Origin of the sequence: Burkholderia sp. B21-005, from assembly GCF_020843965.1 — a bacterium.
GTDB classification, from domain to species: Bacteria; Pseudomonadota; Gammaproteobacteria; order Burkholderiales; family Burkholderiaceae; genus Burkholderia; species Burkholderia ambifaria.
In genome coordinates, this window is sequence record NZ_CP086302.1 from 79241 (window position 1) to 95978 (window position 16738).

At 67.0% G+C, this 16738-nt stretch carries 15 protein-coding genes; 6 read left to right on the top strand and 9 right to left on the bottom strand.

Annotated elements, in window-relative coordinates; all coding sequences use genetic code 11:
* Positions 1-21: 21 nt before the first annotated feature.
* Positions 22-909, top strand: a complete 888-nt coding sequence (locus tag LMA02_RS16780; RefSeq protein ID WP_228908803.1) for an NAD(P)H-binding protein — start codon at positions 22-24, stop codon at positions 907-909.
* 34 nt (positions 910-943) lie between these two features.
* Here LMA02_RS16780 and LMA02_RS16785 read toward each other — a convergent pair whose 3' ends face one another.
* Positions 944-2146 (bottom strand): benzoate/H(+) symporter BenE family transporter, encoded by a 1203-nt coding sequence (locus LMA02_RS16785; protein ID WP_228908804.1) that lies wholly within the window; start codon positions 2144-2146, stop codon positions 944-946.
* Between the two features lie 224 nt (positions 2147-2370).
* The gene (locus LMA02_RS16790) at positions 2371-3396 is read right to left on the bottom strand and encodes a fatty acid desaturase (RefSeq protein ID WP_228908805.1); all 1026 of its coding nucleotides are present in this window, start codon (positions 3394-3396) and stop codon (positions 2371-2373) included.
* A 305-nt stretch (positions 3397-3701) separates the two neighbouring features.
* Between LMA02_RS16790 and LMA02_RS16795 the strand changes: the two genes are divergently transcribed.
* On the top strand, positions 3702-4526 hold the full coding sequence (locus LMA02_RS16795) for a phosphate/phosphite/phosphonate ABC transporter substrate-binding protein (RefSeq protein ID WP_228908806.1): 825 nt from the start codon (positions 3702-3704) through the stop codon (positions 4524-4526).
* A gap of 40 nt (positions 4527-4566) precedes the next feature.
* On the opposite strand, the gene dbpA is transcribed toward LMA02_RS16795, so the two are convergent.
* The 5 genes from dbpA to LMA02_RS16820 form a co-directional block, all read right to left on the bottom strand.
* Positions 4567-5964: an ATP-dependent RNA helicase DbpA gene (gene dbpA, locus LMA02_RS16800; protein WP_228908807.1), complete on the bottom strand. Its 1398-nt coding sequence runs from the start codon at positions 5962-5964 to the stop codon at positions 4567-4569.
* The gene (locus tag LMA02_RS16805) at positions 5961-6158 is read right to left on the bottom strand and encodes a hypothetical protein (RefSeq protein WP_006756243.1); all 198 of its coding nucleotides are present in this window, start codon (positions 6156-6158) and stop codon (positions 5961-5963) included. The genes dbpA and LMA02_RS16805 overlap by 4 nt, the downstream gene beginning before the upstream one ends.
* A 355-nt stretch (positions 6159-6513) precedes the next feature.
* The gene (gene mqo, locus LMA02_RS16810) at positions 6514-8196 is read right to left on the bottom strand and encodes a malate dehydrogenase (quinone) (protein WP_228908808.1); all 1683 of its coding nucleotides are present in this window, start codon (positions 8194-8196) and stop codon (positions 6514-6516) included.
* A gap of 487 nt (positions 8197-8683) precedes the next feature.
* A complete protein-coding gene (locus tag LMA02_RS16815) occupies positions 8684-8989 on the bottom strand; it encodes a hypothetical protein (protein ID WP_228908809.1) in 306 nt (101 codons plus the stop codon).
* A 71-nt stretch (positions 8990-9060) separates the two neighbouring features.
* Positions 9061-9549 (bottom strand): Lrp/AsnC family transcriptional regulator, encoded by a 489-nt coding sequence (locus LMA02_RS16820; protein WP_105833634.1) that lies wholly within the window; start codon positions 9547-9549, stop codon positions 9061-9063.
* 125 nt (positions 9550-9674) lie between these two features.
* Between LMA02_RS16820 and LMA02_RS16825 the strand changes: the two genes are divergently transcribed.
* Both LMA02_RS16825 and LMA02_RS16830 read left to right on the top strand, forming a co-directional pair.
* The gene (locus LMA02_RS16825) at positions 9675-10712 is read left to right on the top strand and encodes a histone deacetylase family protein (RefSeq protein ID WP_228908810.1); all 1038 of its coding nucleotides are present in this window, start codon (positions 9675-9677) and stop codon (positions 10710-10712) included.
* A gap of 69 nt (positions 10713-10781) precedes the next feature.
* The gene (locus LMA02_RS16830; RefSeq protein WP_228908811.1) at positions 10782-11927 is read left to right on the top strand and encodes a branched-chain amino acid ABC transporter substrate-binding protein; all 1146 of its coding nucleotides are present in this window, start codon (positions 10782-10784) and stop codon (positions 11925-11927) included.
* A gap of 54 nt (positions 11928-11981) precedes the next feature.
* Here the strand turns inward: LMA02_RS16830 and LMA02_RS16835 are convergent, their stop codons facing one another.
* Positions 11982-12860, bottom strand: coding sequence for a mechanosensitive ion channel family protein (locus LMA02_RS16835; RefSeq protein WP_228908812.1), 879 nt, complete (start codon positions 12858-12860; stop codon positions 11982-11984).
* 330 nt (positions 12861-13190) lie between these two features.
* Between LMA02_RS16835 and LMA02_RS16840 the strand changes: the two genes are divergently transcribed.
* Positions 13191-14546: a M23 family metallopeptidase gene (locus LMA02_RS16840; RefSeq protein ID WP_228908813.1), complete on the top strand. Its 1356-nt coding sequence runs from the start codon at positions 13191-13193 to the stop codon at positions 14544-14546.
* A 113-nt stretch (positions 14547-14659) separates the two neighbouring features.
* On the opposite strand, the gene LMA02_RS16845 is transcribed toward LMA02_RS16840, so the two are convergent.
* Positions 14660-15397: a fucose-binding lectin II gene (locus LMA02_RS16845; RefSeq protein ID WP_228908814.1), complete on the bottom strand. Its 738-nt coding sequence runs from the start codon at positions 15395-15397 to the stop codon at positions 14660-14662.
* Positions 15398-16216: 819 nt separating this feature from the next.
* Between LMA02_RS16845 and LMA02_RS16850 the strand changes: the two genes are divergently transcribed.
* The gene (locus LMA02_RS16850; protein ID WP_228908815.1) at positions 16217-16621 is read left to right on the top strand and encodes a peptide ABC transporter ATPase; all 405 of its coding nucleotides are present in this window, start codon (positions 16217-16219) and stop codon (positions 16619-16621) included.
* Positions 16622-16738 lie beyond the last annotated feature (117 nt).

The following is a 16738-nucleotide window of genomic DNA, read 5'->3' on the forward strand; positions in this document are numbered from 1 at the left end:
TTCATCCCCCAGGAGCGGATCGTGTTCGTGATTTTCGGAGCATCAGGCAACGTCGGCTTGTCGACCGTGACGACCCTGCGTCAGGCAGGCCATCCCGTGCGCGCGGTGCTGCGCGACGCACGCCAGCGAGAACGCTTCGCGCAACTCGGCTGCGACGTGGCGATCGCCGATCTGACGGACGCTCGCGCGGTCGCCGCGGCGATCGACGGCGCGCAAGCCGTGCAGATGCTGTGTCCGGTGCCCGTCGCCGACAGCGACCCGGCTGCGACGATGGAGCGGACGATCGACATCGTGACTGGCGCACTCGCCGCGAATCCGCCGCCGGCGCTGCTCGCGCTGTCGGACTACGGCGCGGAGCGCGACGGCAACACGGGCATCACGCGGCTCTTTCATTACCTGGAGGCGCGGCTGAACACGGTCCCGACGCAGCTCACGCTGCTGCGCTCGGCCGAACACCTGCAGAACTGGACACGCGTGTTGCCCGTCGCGCTCGGGACCGGCGTGCTGCCGAGCTTTCATCATCCGGTCGACAAGCTGTTCCCGACGGTCTGGGCGCCCGACGTGGGTGTCGCGGCGGCGCGGCTGCTGCTCGATCGGACCGAAGCCGGCAACGGGCCGCGTATCGTCAGCATCGAAGGACCGCGGCGCGTGAGTGTGCGGGACATCGCCGAAACGTTCGCCGCGAAAGCCGATCGCGAGATCGTCGCGCACGAACTACCTCGTGACGCATGGACCGCGACGCTATTGCGCGCGGGGCTCAGCGAACGCCACGCACAACTGATCGTCGATCTGTACGACGTGCACAACGCGGGGCAGATCGATGTCGAGGCCGGCGTATCGGAGCGGGTGTACGGCACGACGGCACCGGTGGAGGCGCTCGCCGCGCTGGTGCGCGAACACGCGCGGTGAGCGACGCGGCGGCCGAAAGGGCGCGCGATGCGCGTTACACCGGCCGCCGCACCCGGCTCAACACCACATACGCGACCGACCCGATCACGATCCCCCAGAACGCGGAACCGAGCCCGAGCCACGTCATCCCCGATGCGGTCGCGAGGAACGTGATCACCGATGCTTCGCGATGATCCTCGTCCTCGAAGATGCCGTGCACGTTCGCGCCGATCGCGCCGATCAGCGCGAGCCCCGCAAGGATCGCGACGAAGGCCTTCGGCAGCGCGAAGAACAGCGTGACGATCGTCCCCGCGAAAAGCCCGCCGATCAGGTAGATCACTCCGTTCGCGAGGCCCGCGATATAGCGCCGGTCCGGATCCTCGTGCGAGTCCTTGCCGGTGCAGAGCGCCGCGGTGATCGCCGCGACGACGATCGTGATCCCGCCGAAGCACGCGACGACGAGCGACATCACGCTGGTCGCGGTGATGATCGGCCGGGCGCTCGTGTGATAGCCCGACACGCGCAGGATCGTCATGCCCGGCAGGAACTGGCCGGTGAGACTGACGACGACGAGCGGCAGCGCGAGGCTGAGCGTGGTGCCCAGCGTCCATTCGGGCGCGATGAAGATCGGCCGCGCGATGCTCGGCGACACGCTGCCGAGCTGCGTCATGCCGAGCAGCGTCGCGAGTGCGGCGCCCGTCAGCAGCACCAGCACGATGCTGTAGCGCGGCAGCAGGCGCTTGAAGATCACGTAGGCTGCGATCATCCCGAACCCGAGCACCGGCTGCGCGGTCGCGGCGGAGAACGCGTGCATGCCGAACGGCAGCAGGATGCCGGCCATCATCCCGCAGGCGATGCCGCGCGGAATGTGGCGCACGAGCCGGTCGAAATAGCCGGTGATGCCGATCACGAGGATGATCAGCGCGGCCGTGATGTACGCGCCGACGGCCTGGTTCAGCGTCAGTTGCGGAAAGAGGCCGACGAGCAGCGCGGTGCCGGGCGCCGACCACGCGGTCACGACCGGCACCTTCAGCTTCCAGCTCGCGAACAGCCCCGAGATGCCCGCGCCGATCGAGATCGCCCAGACCCACGACGTCACCATCGCGTCGGACGCATGCGCGGCCTGCGACGCCTGGAAGAAGATCGCGAGCGGGCCCGCATAGGAAATCAGCACTGCGAGAAAGCCCGCGGTGATCGCGGAGACGGACCAGTCGTTGCCGATCGAGCGGATCGCGCCGGGCGAGGTGTTCGGTTGCATCGTCGTAGGGGAGTGCGGCGCGCGGCCGGAAGGCTGAGCCGGGGCGAATGATTGTTGGAAGTCCCGGACGAGCCGTCATTCTGGGCATTGCCGATGGAATTGGCAATTCGCCGAGGAAGATCGATATTGTCGGCTTTTCGTAAGGAACGTGGCGCGGCCGGATGGCCTTGCCGGTGCGCGGTCGACTCGGGCGGCGTCACGACGCGGCGCGGCCCGTTCGAGCATCACGTACTGATCTGAAGATAGCCGTCGACCGCGGCCACTTTCGCGCCGCTGCCGGTCGACAGCGACGCCGTGCCCTGGTCGAACGGATGCACGGGCGTGTCGGTCGGCGTCCATGCATGGCGCGCCAGCAGTTCGCGATACCCGCCCCGAATCACGAAGCCGCCGCATTTTTCCGCATACGCGTCGCGCCGCATCCGGTACGCGCGCGGCAGGTCGTACCACGGCAGCTTCGGCAGGTCGTGATGCACGAGGTGATAGTTGTTGTTCAGGTACAGCAGCCGCATCGCGAAGCCGGCTTCGTTGATCACGATGCGCGCCTTCGGATGTCGCGCGGCGCGGTGCTCGAACAGCGAACGGATCATCGCGAGCGACAGCGCGGGCCATGTGACCGCCAGCAGGTAGTACCACCACGGCACGCCGATCGCCCACTGCAACCCTGCGAGCAGCGCGACCACGCAGGCGGCGTGCGTGATCCACATCCGCAGATAGCGGAAGTCGCCGCGCCGGAATGTGCGGAACGTGTCGGCGAACATCGCGACGACGCTCGTGGGCGGCCCGAACACGAGACGTCCGACGAAGGTGGTGCGTGCAACCGTCAGTGCGCGACGCCAGCGCGGCAGCCGCGCCCACTGCTCGCGCGACACGTAGTTCGTTTCCGGGTCGACGCCCGGCACGGTCAGGTCCTCGTCGCGGTGATGATCGAGGTGCGTGTCGCGGTACAGCGTGTACGGATACCAGATCGTCAGCGGCGGATAGCCGAGCAGCCGGTTCACGAACGCGGAACGCGTCGGATGGCCGTGCAGCAGCTCGTGCTGCAGCGACATGTGCCACGCGCCGAGCAGGATCAGCGGCGGCGTCGCGGCCGCGAGCGGCAGGCGTCCGGCGCGCACGAGCAGCAGCACGGCGAGCCAGCCGCTGTAGATCGCGACGACCAGCAGCCAGGTCGGCCACTCGGTGCGGGCGGTGAAGCGGGCGTCGAGCGTGGCGATCGCGCGCGCGTGGTCGACGTCGAAGTATTCGGCCATGGTGCTGAGGCGGGATGAAACGGGTAGTGCGGGCGACGCGGGAAGCGGACGATCGCGCCGGTGCGGGGCGCGATGCGGTTGGCCGACAGGCGTCGCGGCGCGCGGTCGACCGCTACAGCGGCATGCGACCGCGTTGCGACAGTGGAACGCTAACCGGGCTGCATCGTCAGGCCAACCAAGCAATTCGCATTTGCTTATCGCCGCGCGACCGATAAGCATTGGCAGCCTCCGCCGGGTGCCGAACCTTGCCGAAATATGGGCGAACCGGCTTTCTCCCGGGCGCCTCCGATGCGTAGAATGCGCGCATGAGCCAATGGATCGCCGGACTGCCGATGTACAACGTGACGCCGCGCCACGCCGCACTGTGGCGTGCATTGCTGCGTGATGCGCTCGACGCACTCGCGCGCACCGGCGGGCCTGCCGGCGTCGTGCTGCTCGACGAGCCGTTCGGCGATCTGCACGCGCTGTGGCGGCGCAACGACCTGCTGTTGTCGCAGACGTGCGGCTATCCATACCGGATGCTCGGCTTGCGCGATGCCGTGCACCTGATCGCGACACCGGCCTTCGATGCGCCCGGCTGCGACGGCGCGTGCTACAGCAGCGTGCTCGCCGTGTCGGCGCGCGTGCATGCGGGCGGTGCGACGACGCTGGCGGCCTGTCGCGGATTGCGGGCCGCATTCAACGGCGACGATTCGCACAGCGGGATGAACGCGTTCCGGCATGCGGTCGCGCCGCATGCGCATGACGGACGTTTCTTCGGTTCGGTCGTGTCGTTCGGCGCGCACCTGAACGTGCTGCGCGCATTGGCGGCCGGCGCTGCCGATTGCGCGGCGATCGACTGCGTGACGTTCGCGTACGTGCGCGATGCGTTGCCCGAGCTGTTGAACGAGATCCGGATCATCGGCATGACGGCGTCGGCGCCGGGGTTGCCGTTGATCGCGTCGAAGGCGCTGGAACGGGGGCGGGTGGAGGCGTTGCGGGATGCGCTCGATCACGCGGTCGCGGTCGATCCGGAACGGGCGAACGTGCTGCGGCTGAAGGGATTCGAGCGCCTGCCGCCGGGCGCGTACGACACGATTGCCCGGTTCGCGCGGGACGCGGCCGCGCATGGGTATCCCGAGCTGGCGTGATGCGGCGGCGCGGCTGCCGTGACAGACGCGCCGCTCGAGGTCACTCCTCGTCCATCAACCGGACCTTGACCCGCTTGCCCTTGATCTTCCCCGCATTGAGCTTGCGCAGCGCGTCGTGCGCGACGCCGCGCTCGATCGCGACATAAGTCGAGAACTCGGTCACATTGATCTTGCCGATCTGCTTGCCGTCGAACCCTGCATCGCCGGTCAGCGCGCCGAGCACGTCGCCCGGGCGGATCTTGTCCTTGCGCCCGCCGAGGATCTGCAGCGTTTCCATCGGCGGCAGCAGCGTGTCGTTGCCGGCCGGCTTCAGTTCCGCGAGCGGATGCCATTCGACTTCGCGCTTCAGCGCCTGCTCGATCGCGCCCACGCGGCCCATCTCATCCATGCTGGCGAGGCTCAGCGCCCAGCCTTCCTGGTCCGCGCGGCCGGTGCGGCCGATGCGGTGCACATGCACCTCGGGATCGGGCGTCACGTCGACGTTGATCACCGCCTCGAGTTGCGCGATGTCGAGCCCGCGCGCGGCGACGTCGGTGGCGACCAGCACCGAGCAGCTGCGGTTCGCGAACTGGATCAGCACCTGGTCGCGCTCGCGCTGTTCGAGCTCGCCGTGCAGCGCGAGCGCGTGGAAGCCCTGCGCGTGCAGCACGTCGAGCAGGTCCCGGCATTGCTGCTTGGTATTGCAGAACGCGATCGTGCTCACCGGCCGGTAGTGGTTCAGCAACTGGCCGACCGCGTGCAGACGTTCGGTTTCCGCCACTTCGTAGAAGCGCTGGCGGATCTTGCTGTTGTCGTGGCGCTCCTCGAGCTTCACTTCCTTCGGGTTGCGCAGGAACTGCTGGCTCAGCTTCGCGATGCCGTCCGGATAGGTCGCCGAGAACAGCAGCGTCTGGCGCGTCGTCGGGCACATCCGTGCGACCTTCGCGATGTCGTCGAAGAAGCCCATGTCGAGCATCCGGTCGGCTTCGTCGAGCACGAGCGTGTTCAGCGCGTCGAGCTTCAGGTTGCCGCGGTCGAGGTGATCCATGATGCGGCCGGGCGTGCCGACGACGATATGCGCGCCGTGTTCGAGGCTCTGCGCCTGCGGGCGCATCGGCGTGCCGCCGCACAGCGTCAGCACCTTCACGTTTTCCTCGGCGCGCGCGAGGCGGCGCACTTCCTGCGCGACCTGGTCGGCGAGCTCGCGCGTCGGGCACAGGACCATCGCCTGCACGTCGAAGCGGCGCGTGTCGAGGCGCGCCAGCAGCGCGAGCGAGAACGCGGCGGTCTTGCCGCTGCCCGTCTTCGCCTGTGCGATCAGGTCGTGGCCGGCCAGCGCGATCGGCAGGCTCGCGGCCTGGATCGGCGTCATGTCGACGTAGCCGAGCTGCGTGAGGTTCGCGAGCGCGGCGGGCGTCAGCGGCAGCGCGCTGAAGGGCGTGGCGGTCGGCTGGGTCATTCCACGTCTCCGAGGTAAGGGCGGCCGGCCATCTGCTCGTAGACGACCGTGCCGTCTTCCGCGTCGAAGCGCTCGAGATAGTTGCGCGCGCCGCACAGCGGGCAGCGGAACAGCAGCCCCTGGCCTTCGTCCTTGATTACGACGTCGGACGTCTCCCACTGCGTGCCGCAGCTCTGGTTTCTGCAGGTAAACACGGTCATTCTCCAGCTGAATTCGGTTGGTGGCGCGCCCGGCGGGCGCGGCAACGGGGTGCGGCGCTCGCGCGGCTCGGGCGCGGGCCGCACCGGCGGTCGCGTGGACCGCGTCGATGCGGGGGGTGGATCGGGGGCGACAGCGTCGCGCGTGCCCGCAATTCTAGCGGATGCGGAGGGGCGGTAGCGGAGACCGGTGGCGGACGACCGTTAGCGGTCGATCGGCAGTGGCCGTGCCGGCTGTCGGCAACCGGTGAGAACGCCGCCGGCCGGTGCGCGCGGCCTCGCCCGCATCGGCCATGTAAAACGGCCGCCCCGGAGGGCGGCCGTGCGATGCGATGAAACGGGGCCGGACGCGTTACAGCGCCATGTCGGCCGATGCCTTCGCAGGGCGCGCCGGGGCCGAGCCCGTCGCTTGCGACGGCGTCGTCAGGTCGATCTTCGGCGGCGGCGACAACTGCAGCACGTCGCTCGTATAGGTCCATTCCTCGACGACCTTCGCCGGGCTGTCGTTCAGCTTCGTGCCGTAGCTCGGCACGATCTGGCGGAGCTTCTGCTGCCATTCGGGCGTCGCGACCTTGTCCTTGAACACCTTCTGCATCAGGTTCAGCATGATCGGCGCCGCCGTCGACGCGCCCGGCGATGCGCCGAGCAGGCCCGCGATGCTGCCGTCCTGCGAGCTGACGATCTCGGTGCCGAGCTTCAGCACGCCGCCCTTCTTCGGGTCGCGCTTGATGATCTGCACGCGCTGACCGGCCTGCCACAGGCGCCAGTCTTCCTTCTTCGCGTCGGGGAAATATTCCTTCAGCGCGTTGAAACGGTCGTCGTCGGACAGCATCAGCTGGCCGGCCAGGTACTGGACGAGCGGGAATTCGTCGACGCCCACGCGCATCATCGGCGCGACGTTGTGCAGGTTGGTGCTCTTCGCGAGGTCGAAGTACGAGCCGTTCTTCAGGAACTTGGTCGAGAACGTCGCGAACGGCCCGAACAGGATGATCTTCTTGCCGTCGATGATTCGCGTGTCGAGGTGCGGCACCGACATCGGCGGCGAGCCGACCGACGCCTTGCCGTACGCCTTCGCGAGGTGCCGCTTCACGACCTCGGGGTTGTCGGTCACGAGGAACGAGCCGCCGACCGGGAACGCGCCGTAGTCCTTCGCCTCGGGGATGCCCGACGCCTGCAGCAGGTGCAGCGCACCGCCGCCCGCGCCGATGAACACGAACTTCGCGTCGACGGCCTGCGGCGGTTCGTCCGAGTGCAGCTTGACCCACGACACGTGCCACGTGCCGTCCGCGTTGCGCGAGATCTCGCGCACTTCGCTCGACAGCGACAGCGTGAAGTTCGGCTGCGTCTTCAGGTAGCCGACGAACTGGCGCGTGATCTCGCCGAAGTTCACGTCGGTGCCGATCGGCGTCCAGGTGGCGGCGACTTTCTGCGAGCGGTCGCGGCCTTCCATCATCAGCGGCACCCACTGCTTGATCTGGTCGTAGTCTTCCGAATACTGCATCCCGCGGAACAGCGGGCTCGCCTGCAGCGCGTCGTAGCGCTTCTTCAGGAAGCGGGCGTTGTCGTCGCCCCAGACGAAGCTCATGTGCGGCGTCGAGTTGATGAACGAATGCGGGTTCTTCAGCACGCCCTGGCGGACCTGCCAGGCCCAGAACTGGCGCGAGATCTGGAACGACTCGTTGATCTCGATCGCCTTCGAGATGTCGACCTTGCCGTCCGCCTTCTCCGGCGTGTAGTTCAGCTCGGCGAGCGCCGAGTGGCCGGTGCCCGCGTTGTTCCAGCCGTTCGAGCTTTCCAGCGCGACGCCTTCGAGGCGCTCGACCATCGTCATCGACCAGTCGGGCTGGAGCTCGTGCAGCCAGACGCCGAGCGTCGAGCTCATGATGCCGCCGCCCACCAGCAGGACGTCGACCTTCTTCGTATCGGCGGCGTGCGCGGACGACGCGGCCACGCACAGCGCGAGCGCCGACAGTATTACCCGTAACGTTTTGATCACAGCAGATCCCTCTTCAACTTGAATGTATCGGTTTGCCATGCCGCCTGGCCGATGCCGAATCGCAACCGGCTCGCGCATCCGGAGATCCGGACCGCGAATCCGGAATTCCGGATCGACCGTGTTCGCCGTTGCATTTGCGCACGCGCAGCCGTCGCCAAGGACACCTTCGGATCGGCTTGTCGCAGGCTGGAAATCGCCTGCGTCGCGATGGCGCGCAACGCGCCGGGGCCCTCGCGGCAAGCCTGCGCGGACGGCGCTTCGGGCTGCGTGGAAAGGGGCCGCGCACGACGCGTGTTGCGGGGGCGGTATGTCAAGGGGCGCGTAATGTAACCGAACTCGTTTGCTGTGTCACAAACGAAAAATGCCCTTGTTTTTGTGGGGTTTTTTGCGTGTCCGGGATTCCGGAACGAGGGTCGCCGGAACCGGAAAAGATGTGGATAACCGAGCGGGAGCGGGATGGAATGCGGACGCGTCATGTCGCGGCATCGCGCCGCGACATGATCGCTTTACGTCCAGTCACCTCACGTCACTTCGCGAAATTGTTGTGGCAAAACTGCTCGTACGCTTGCGCCGAATTCGAGAAACCCTTCTGCTTCGCGAGTTCCCACGGGCGTTCGCATTGCTGGGTCTGTTCGCACCACGAATAGCCGGCCGAGCCGATGCAGCCGTGCGCGTCGCGATCGCCGCCGACCATCTGCGGGGCGGCCGGCGTGGCAGGTTGGGCAGGCGTCGACGAAGCGGCCGGTGCGGACGATTGCGCCGCACAGGCGCTCAGTGCGAGTGCGCAGACGATCGTTGCGGCAAGCGAGGCGGAAGGTAGAAGACGTTTCATCGGTAGCGCTCCATGGAATGACGATCGACAGCGGATGCCCGCGCGCGGGCGCATGACGACAACATGAACGATCACGCATCCGGCACCGGCACGCGCGACGAGAACTTGACCTCGCGCAGCGCGAGGCTCGACTGGATCGACGACACGCCGGCCTGCTTTCTCAGCACGCGTTCGACGAATTCCGCGTACGCGTCGAGATCGGCCGCGACGACCTGCAGGATGTAGTCGGCCGCGCCGGTGATCTTGTGGCACGACGTCACTTCGTCGTGACGCCGCATCACCTCCTCGAAGTGATCCGGATCCTGGTCCGAATGCATGTTGAACGTGACCTGCACGAACGCGAACACGTTCATGCCGAGCGCGCGCCGGTCGAGGTTCGCCTGGTAGCCGGTGATCACGTGCTCGTCCTCGAGCCGCTTGCGGCGGCGCCAGCACGGCGTGACGCTCAGCGACAGCTTCTCGCCGAGCGTCGCGTTCGACAGCGCGCCGTCTTCCTGCAGCAGGCGGAGCATCGCGCGGTCGACGCCGTCCAGTTCCACCGAAGCGCGATTTTTGCTCATTCCCGGGTCTCCGTAGACGGTTTTCTCAAAATTGTACGAAACGAAGGGGTGGAAAGCAAAGTTATTGCCGGCCGGCATCAATAGACTGTTTTCACCCCTCACAGCCTTCACTGCAACGGTCAACCATGCTCACGGTCTACAGCAGCGATCACCATCTGCATCGCGGCGTCGAACTGAAGGACGGCGCGATCACCGATTCGTTCGAGAACCCCCTGCGCGCCGAGACGGTGCTCGCGCAGGTCCGCGCGGCCGGCCTCGGCGACGTGATCGCGCCGCGCGCGTTCGACCGCGCGTGCTATGCCGGCGCGCACAGCGCGCGCTATGTCGAGTTCCTCGCCGGCGCGTGGGACGAATGGACCGCGACCGGCCGCACCTGCCAGGCGCTGCCGCTCGTGTGGCCGGTGCGCGCGATGCCGTCGTCGGCGACGCTGCCCGACTTCATCGACGGCAAGCTCGGCTTCTTCGCGATGGACGCCGGCGCGCCGATCAACGCGGGTACGTGGGACGCGGTGAGCGCGAGCGCGAACTCGGCGCTCACCGGCGCCGACCTGCTGTCGAACGGCGGCGCGCGCGCGGCGTTCGCGCTGTGCCGCCCGCCCGGCCACCATGCGGGCCGCGAGTACATGGGCGGCTACTGCTACCTGAACAACGCGGCGATCGCCGCGCAGCACGGCATCGCGAGCGGCGCGGCGCGCGTCGCGGTGCTCGACGTCGACTTCCACCACGGCAACGGCACGCAGGACATCTTCTACGACCGCGCGGACGTGCTGTTTGCGTCGATCCACGGCGAGCCGCCGGTGTCGTATCCGTACTTCTCCGGCTACGCGGACGAGCGCGGCAGCGGCGCGGGCGAGGGCTTCAACCTGAATCTGCCGCTGCCGAAGGGCACGCAGTGGGACACCTACGCGGCGGCGCTCGACCACGCGGCCGCCGCGATCGCCGCGCATGCGCCCGACCTGCTCGTCGTGTCGCTCGGCGTCGACACGTTCGAGCACGACCCGATCAGCCATTTCCGCCTGCGCTCGCCCGACTACCTGCGCGTCGGCGAAGCGCTCGCGCGCCTGAATCTGCCGACGCTGTTCGTGATGGAAGGCGGCTACATGGTCGAGGAAATCGGTATCAACGCGGTGAACGTGCCGCTCGGTTTCGAAGGGCGCGCGTGACCGTATCGCTTTGCCTTTGACGAACGACGATCCAATCACGAACGAAGAGCGACAAGGAAGGAGACGAACATGAATCGACATCGGAACAAGACGGCATGCGCGATCGTGGTCGCGCAGGCGTGCGCATGGTCCGCGCTGCCCGCGCACGCGGACGGGATCGTGCGCATCGGGCACGTCGCGCCGCTGACCGGTGCGATCGCGCACCTCGGCAAGGACAGCGAGAACGGTGCGCGGCTCGCGGTCGAGGAGATCAATGCGAAGGGGCTCGTGATCGGCGGCAAGAAGGTCACGCTGCAGCTCGACGCGCAGGACGACGCGGGCGACCCGCGCACCGCGACGCAGGTCGCGCAGCGGCTCGTCGACGACAAGGTGGTCGGCGTCGTCGGCCATCACAACTCGGGCACGTCGATTCCGGCGTCGCGCGTCTATCGCGACGGCGGCGTCGTACAGATCTCGCAGGCCGCGACCAACCCGATGTACACGCAGCAGGGCTTCAAGACCACCTATCGCGTCGTCGCGACCGATGCGCAGCAAGGGCCCGCGCTGGCGATGTATGCGGCGAAGCAGCTCGGCATCAGGACGGTGGCCGTGGTCGACGATTCGACCGCGTACGGGCAGGGCCTCGCGACCGAGTTCGAGAAGGCGGCGAAATCGGCCGGGATGAAGGTCATCTCGCGCGACGCGACCAACGACAAGGCGATCGACTTCCGCGCGATCCTCACGAAGATCAAGGGCGAGAACCCCGACGCGATCATGTACGGCGGGATGGATGCGACGGGCGGCCCGCTCGCGAAGCAGGCACGTCAGCTCGGCCTGCGCGCGAAGATCCTCGCCGGCGACGGCGTATGCTCGACCGACCTGCCGAAGCTCGCGGGTCCGGCGTCGGACAATGTCGTGTGCTCGGAAGCCGGCATCGCGCTCGAGAAGATGCCGGGCGGCGCGGCGTTCGTGAAGCGTTACGAAGCGCGCTACCACCAGCCGATGCAGGTGTACGCGCCGTTCTCGTACGACGCGGTGTACATCATCGTCGACGCGATGCAGCGCGCGAATTCGACGGACCCGGCCAGGGTGCTGGCCGCGATGCCGGCGACCGACTATCGCGGCGTGATCGGCGAAACGAGCTTCACGCCGCAAGGCGACCTGAAGCACGGCGCGATCTCGGTGTTCACGTACCAGAGCGGCAGGAAGGCGCTGCTCGATATCGTCAGGATGTGACGCAGGCGGGGCGCGCCGCGCTGTGCTGCATGCGCGGTGGTGCGCCCCGACGTGTTACGACGCCTGTACGCGGCGCGGCTCGACCTGCTGCGGCTGTCGTTCGACGTCGTGCACGATGTGCAGCTCGCGCGTGCGGATCGGCAGCGCGCAGTCCGCGTCGGCGAGCGTCTTGCGCACCTGGCGCGCGAGGCGCCAGCGCATCGCCCAGAACTTGTCCGTGTGCGTCCACACGCGCATGTTCGCGACCGCCGTGCTGTCGTCGAAGCGCATCACCATCACGTCCGGCGCGGGATCCTGCAGCACGTCGGGATCGGCTTCGGCCAGCGCGCGCAGCGCATCGAGCGCGCGATCGATGTCGTCGTGCACGGACACTTCCACTTCGAGATCGAGACGGCGGGTCGGATTGCGCGTGTAGTTACGGATCGAGCTGCCCCACAGCGCGCTGTTCGGCACGTATTCGCAGATGCCGTCCGGCTTCGTCAGCCGCGTCATGAAGAGCCCGACCTCGTCCACCGTCCCCGCGACACCCGTGCCGCCGTCGATGTAGTCGCCCACCTTGAACGGCCGCAGCAGCAACAGCATGATGCCGGCCGCGATGTTCTGCATCGTGCCTTGCAGCGCGAGCCCGATCGCGAGGCCGGCCGCGCCGAGCACCGCGACGATGCTCGCGGTTTCGATGCCGAGCTGTGAAAGCGCACCGACGATCGCGACGATGCGGATGCCCCACACGGCGACGTCGCAGAGGATCGGACGCAGCGTGTCGTCGACGCGCTCCTTGTTCGTGAGCAGCCGGCTCAGCCAGTTGCCGATGCGCTTCGACAGCCACCAGCCCGCGACGAGTAGCGCGAGGGCGGCGCAGAGCCTGAGCGAAAGCGTGGACAACGCGTTCCACAGGAACGTCCAGCGTTCCGGATGAAGATGATCGAGAAACATGACGGGATTCCGGTTTGAGGACAGAAGGCGCGACGGGTGGCGTCGTCCGCCGTGGTCGGGCGGGCATCCGCTCATGCGTCGGCCGCCCTCGACTGTACACGCCACGGGGTAGTTCGCGCGAATGCATGGGGGCCGGATCTCACGTGTCGGCGCCGTGAAATCGCGATTTGGTGTGTGTACTAAGCGAGTATTCAAACAAATCGGATTTGTCCTATTTAGCTATGTTGGCCGTGCCGATACACTCGCTTCCAGGCTACCGGATCGCGATGATCGTTCCTCCGCGATAACCGGTTTCCCCCTCCTTTTTCATTGATAGCGAGTGACGACGCAATGCGGCTTGACCTGTGTTTACGTCTCGCACGCGAACAAGGTCGGCCCGCGCGCTGCGGCGCCATCCGCTTTCCGATTCGCCGCGCGCTGGTGCGCGGTGTCGTTGCCGCGGCGTGGCTTGCCGGCATGCAGGGTGCGGTGGCGTGGGCGTCTTCCGATGCCACGCCGTTTTCGCCTGTAACGGCGCAAACGGCCGACCTTGTCGACGTGCCTTTTTTCAGTTCCGCCCGGACCATCTGGGGCGGCTTGCTGGCATCGACCGCCGTGCCGCGTGTCGCGCTGGAGCCGCGTGCGACGAGCGCTTCGGTCACATTCGCGATGCGTACCGGTGCATGTGCGCCGTACGTCATCCTCTGCGATGCGGCACGCGATGCGATCGAGCGCGATTACGCGGCCCGCTTCGCGTACGGTTTTGCCTCGCCGCTTCCGGCAATCGGTGTTCGGCCGGCATTCGACGCGCGTCATGTCGATCTGGCGTCCGCCGAGCCGTTCTTGCTCACGGAGCAGGAGAGCGGCACGCGAGCCGGCGCGATCACCGGCAGCCTGCGCGCGTCGCTCGCGAGTGCCGATCTGCCAGCCGGCGTTGACGCGCAGATCACGCGCATGCTGGCCGGGCGGATCGATTCAACGCAGCGCGGCGCGATTGGCGATACCTTCCGCGTCGCCTTCGAGCCGGACGACAGCGCGACCCTGCCGGGCAGCGTGCGCGTGACGGCGCTCGACATCCGCTTTCGCGGCCAGCGCGTCGCGGGCGTGTGGTTCGCGCCGCAGGCTGGTTCGCCAGGCGCCTACTACGATCTCGACGGCATGCCGCTCGCCGGCGCGCGGTTCGCGATGCCGGTCAACGCAACGCGGGTCAGCTCACGATTCGGCGCGCGTGTGCATCCGGTCACCGGCGCGCGTCACGTCCATTCCGGCGTGGATCTGGCCGCGCCGACGGGCCGTGCCGTCCACGCGTCGGAGCGCGGGGTCGTGACTTTCATCGGCACCGAGCCGGGTGGCTACGGCAAGTACGTGGTGATTCGGCACGACGGCGGCTATGCGTCGTATTACGCGCACCTGTCGGCATTCGAGCCGACGCTGCGAACCGGCGCGCGGGTCGTGCGCGGCCAGCGTGTCGGCGCCGTCGGCAGCACAGGCACCGCGACCGGCCCGCATCTGCACTTCGAGGTGCGGCGACATGCCCGTCTCGTGGATCCGATCGAACTGGTGCAGGCGGCCAGCGCGGCGAAACTGAAGGGCGAGCAGCGGGTCGCGTTCAACCGCGTGGCCCACGCCGCGCGCACACAGTTGGCCGCGGCCACGTGGGCGCCGCCGCTCGCGATGTCGCAATCCGGCGCACCGAACGACGGCTGACCGTCGAGCCCAAGCCGGTCGCCGCGGCCGGCGTCGACGCGCACCTCGGTGCGGCGTACCAAAGCAAACCGCCACGCCGGGCGGCGTGGCGATGGTTGGCAGGATGCGGCCGCTTAGCCGAGCGGCCAGTTCAGGATCGCGATGCCGTCGTTGTAATCGCCATCCGTTCCGTCTTCCGACCCGACGAGCCCGAAGTAGGTCTTCTTGAAGATGTCGACCTGACGCGAACCGATCTTCGACGGTTTGCCGTTCGCCGTCACCACCACGCGCACCTTCCCTTTGCCCGAGTTCACGATCTGCGTGTTCAGGTTCGCGTCCTGCGTGCCCGCGCCCTGGAACGTCGCGGCCGGCTTCGCGTTGTCATCGACGTAGACTTCGATCGTCTGCTGCGCGGACGAATTGACCAGCGCCGTCACGCCGAACGCGATGTTCGGCGGCAGATTGAAGATGCCGTCGCGTTCGCCGCCGCCGGTCGTCGTGCCCGGCTGGGTGGGCTGCGGTTGCGGCGTCGCTTTCGAGAAGTAATTGACCACCGCGCCGACGCCGAACTTTGCCGCGGCCCCGGGCAGCACGCCGGGCGCGCCGGCCCACGTCACCGTGCAGGCGACGACTTGCCCCGCCGCATCGGCCTTCACCTTGTTCTGCCAGCTGCCGACGTCGAAGCTGTACGGGATGGTCGCGATGTCGACGAACACATCGTATTGCGGCAGCTTTTCCACGAGCTGCGTGGTCATGAACTGGCGCATCCGGTCGAGCACCGCCTGGTCGCCGTTCGCCTGTACGGCGGTTGCATCGTTGCCGGCGAGTTGCAGCAGTGCGTAAAGATCGTCATGGGTAAACGGTTGTGACATGTCGTCCTCGTCTCGATGATAGGTCTCGCGTCGCGCGGCCGGCGAGTGGATCCCGCCGTTGTCGCGCACGGAGTACAGCGTGGGACTGCAAATGACTGCTCGAATGAATCGATTCGCAATGTGTGGTTGACCCCGGCGCTATTGCGGAGTCAGCCCTGCGATCGATCGGTAAGGCGCTTCACCGTGTCACGCAAACGTTTGCTGTTTTAAACACGGTTCGGCCAGCATGGCGAAAAATAAATAAAAAAATATTCGGCCGGGAATGGAAATTGTTCAGAAAATCGAAAGCTGAAACAGTCCGATTTAATGGCGTGAATTCGATTGATTGTCGATCGATATAATCGCGAAATTATATCGATGCATGTCGCGAATTATTGAATGATGGGTGGCGCAGGCGGGAAGGGAGGGAGGATCCGGCTTCGGAGCAGGCGCTCGGCGTTCGCATATGGCAGCGTGTTGTTTCAACATCGTCTTTCTCTGTCGTGGCCGCGCCCACCGGCCACCACCGAACGCCCACGCCGAAGCCGGATCGCAACGGGAGGGGTGTGCGGCGCCGGCGAAGGTTGATGACCGGCTCACTCCGAACTTGAACAAGACACTCCACCGGCACCACACCCGATAAGCATATCGACCCGCTGTCGCGGCGCCTATCGGACGAGGCTGATTCTTGCGCGCAATATCGCAACACGCTGGCCTGATATACCTGACAGGCGATCAATTTCGAGATTAGCGGTATCGTGCACGCAACGCGCGCGCCCGATGTTCGGCGGCTTTTTTGATTCAACCGGCCCGTTGCGGGGCCCTCACGAGGACAGTGCGATGACGAAACCCGATATTCTGAAAGGCGACATCAAGGAGCAGGCCCAGGAAGCAGACCGTCACAACCTGGCGCGGCCCGCGGTGAATGGCGCACTGTGGGCGCGCGGCCTGACGACGCAGCGCGTGGCCGACCTGTTCAGAACGCTGCCGGGCCTGCCGGGACACTGGATGCAGTTGCAGAACGAGGTCAACGCCGGGAATCGCTATTTCTATGGTGTCCAGAACGGCCACCAGACCACTGACGAAGGAAAGGAACTGATCCGCTGGATCGCCGACGCGGTGGTCAGCGCTGCGCACAAGGCGGGGTTCGATTTTCCGTTGCAGCAGCTTCGGTTTACGGCCGATACCGGGTGGCTGAAGCTGCAGCGGGTGTCGGGACGGGTGATGGTGTTGTCGCGGCCTTGAGATCGAAGGCGTGCGCCGCGACGCCGGATCGTCATCGGATCGGTGGCGCGAGCGTGTCGATGGCAGCCCATGATGTCATCGCCGGCCGTTCGCCCGGATGTCCGACGCCGTCGGTAT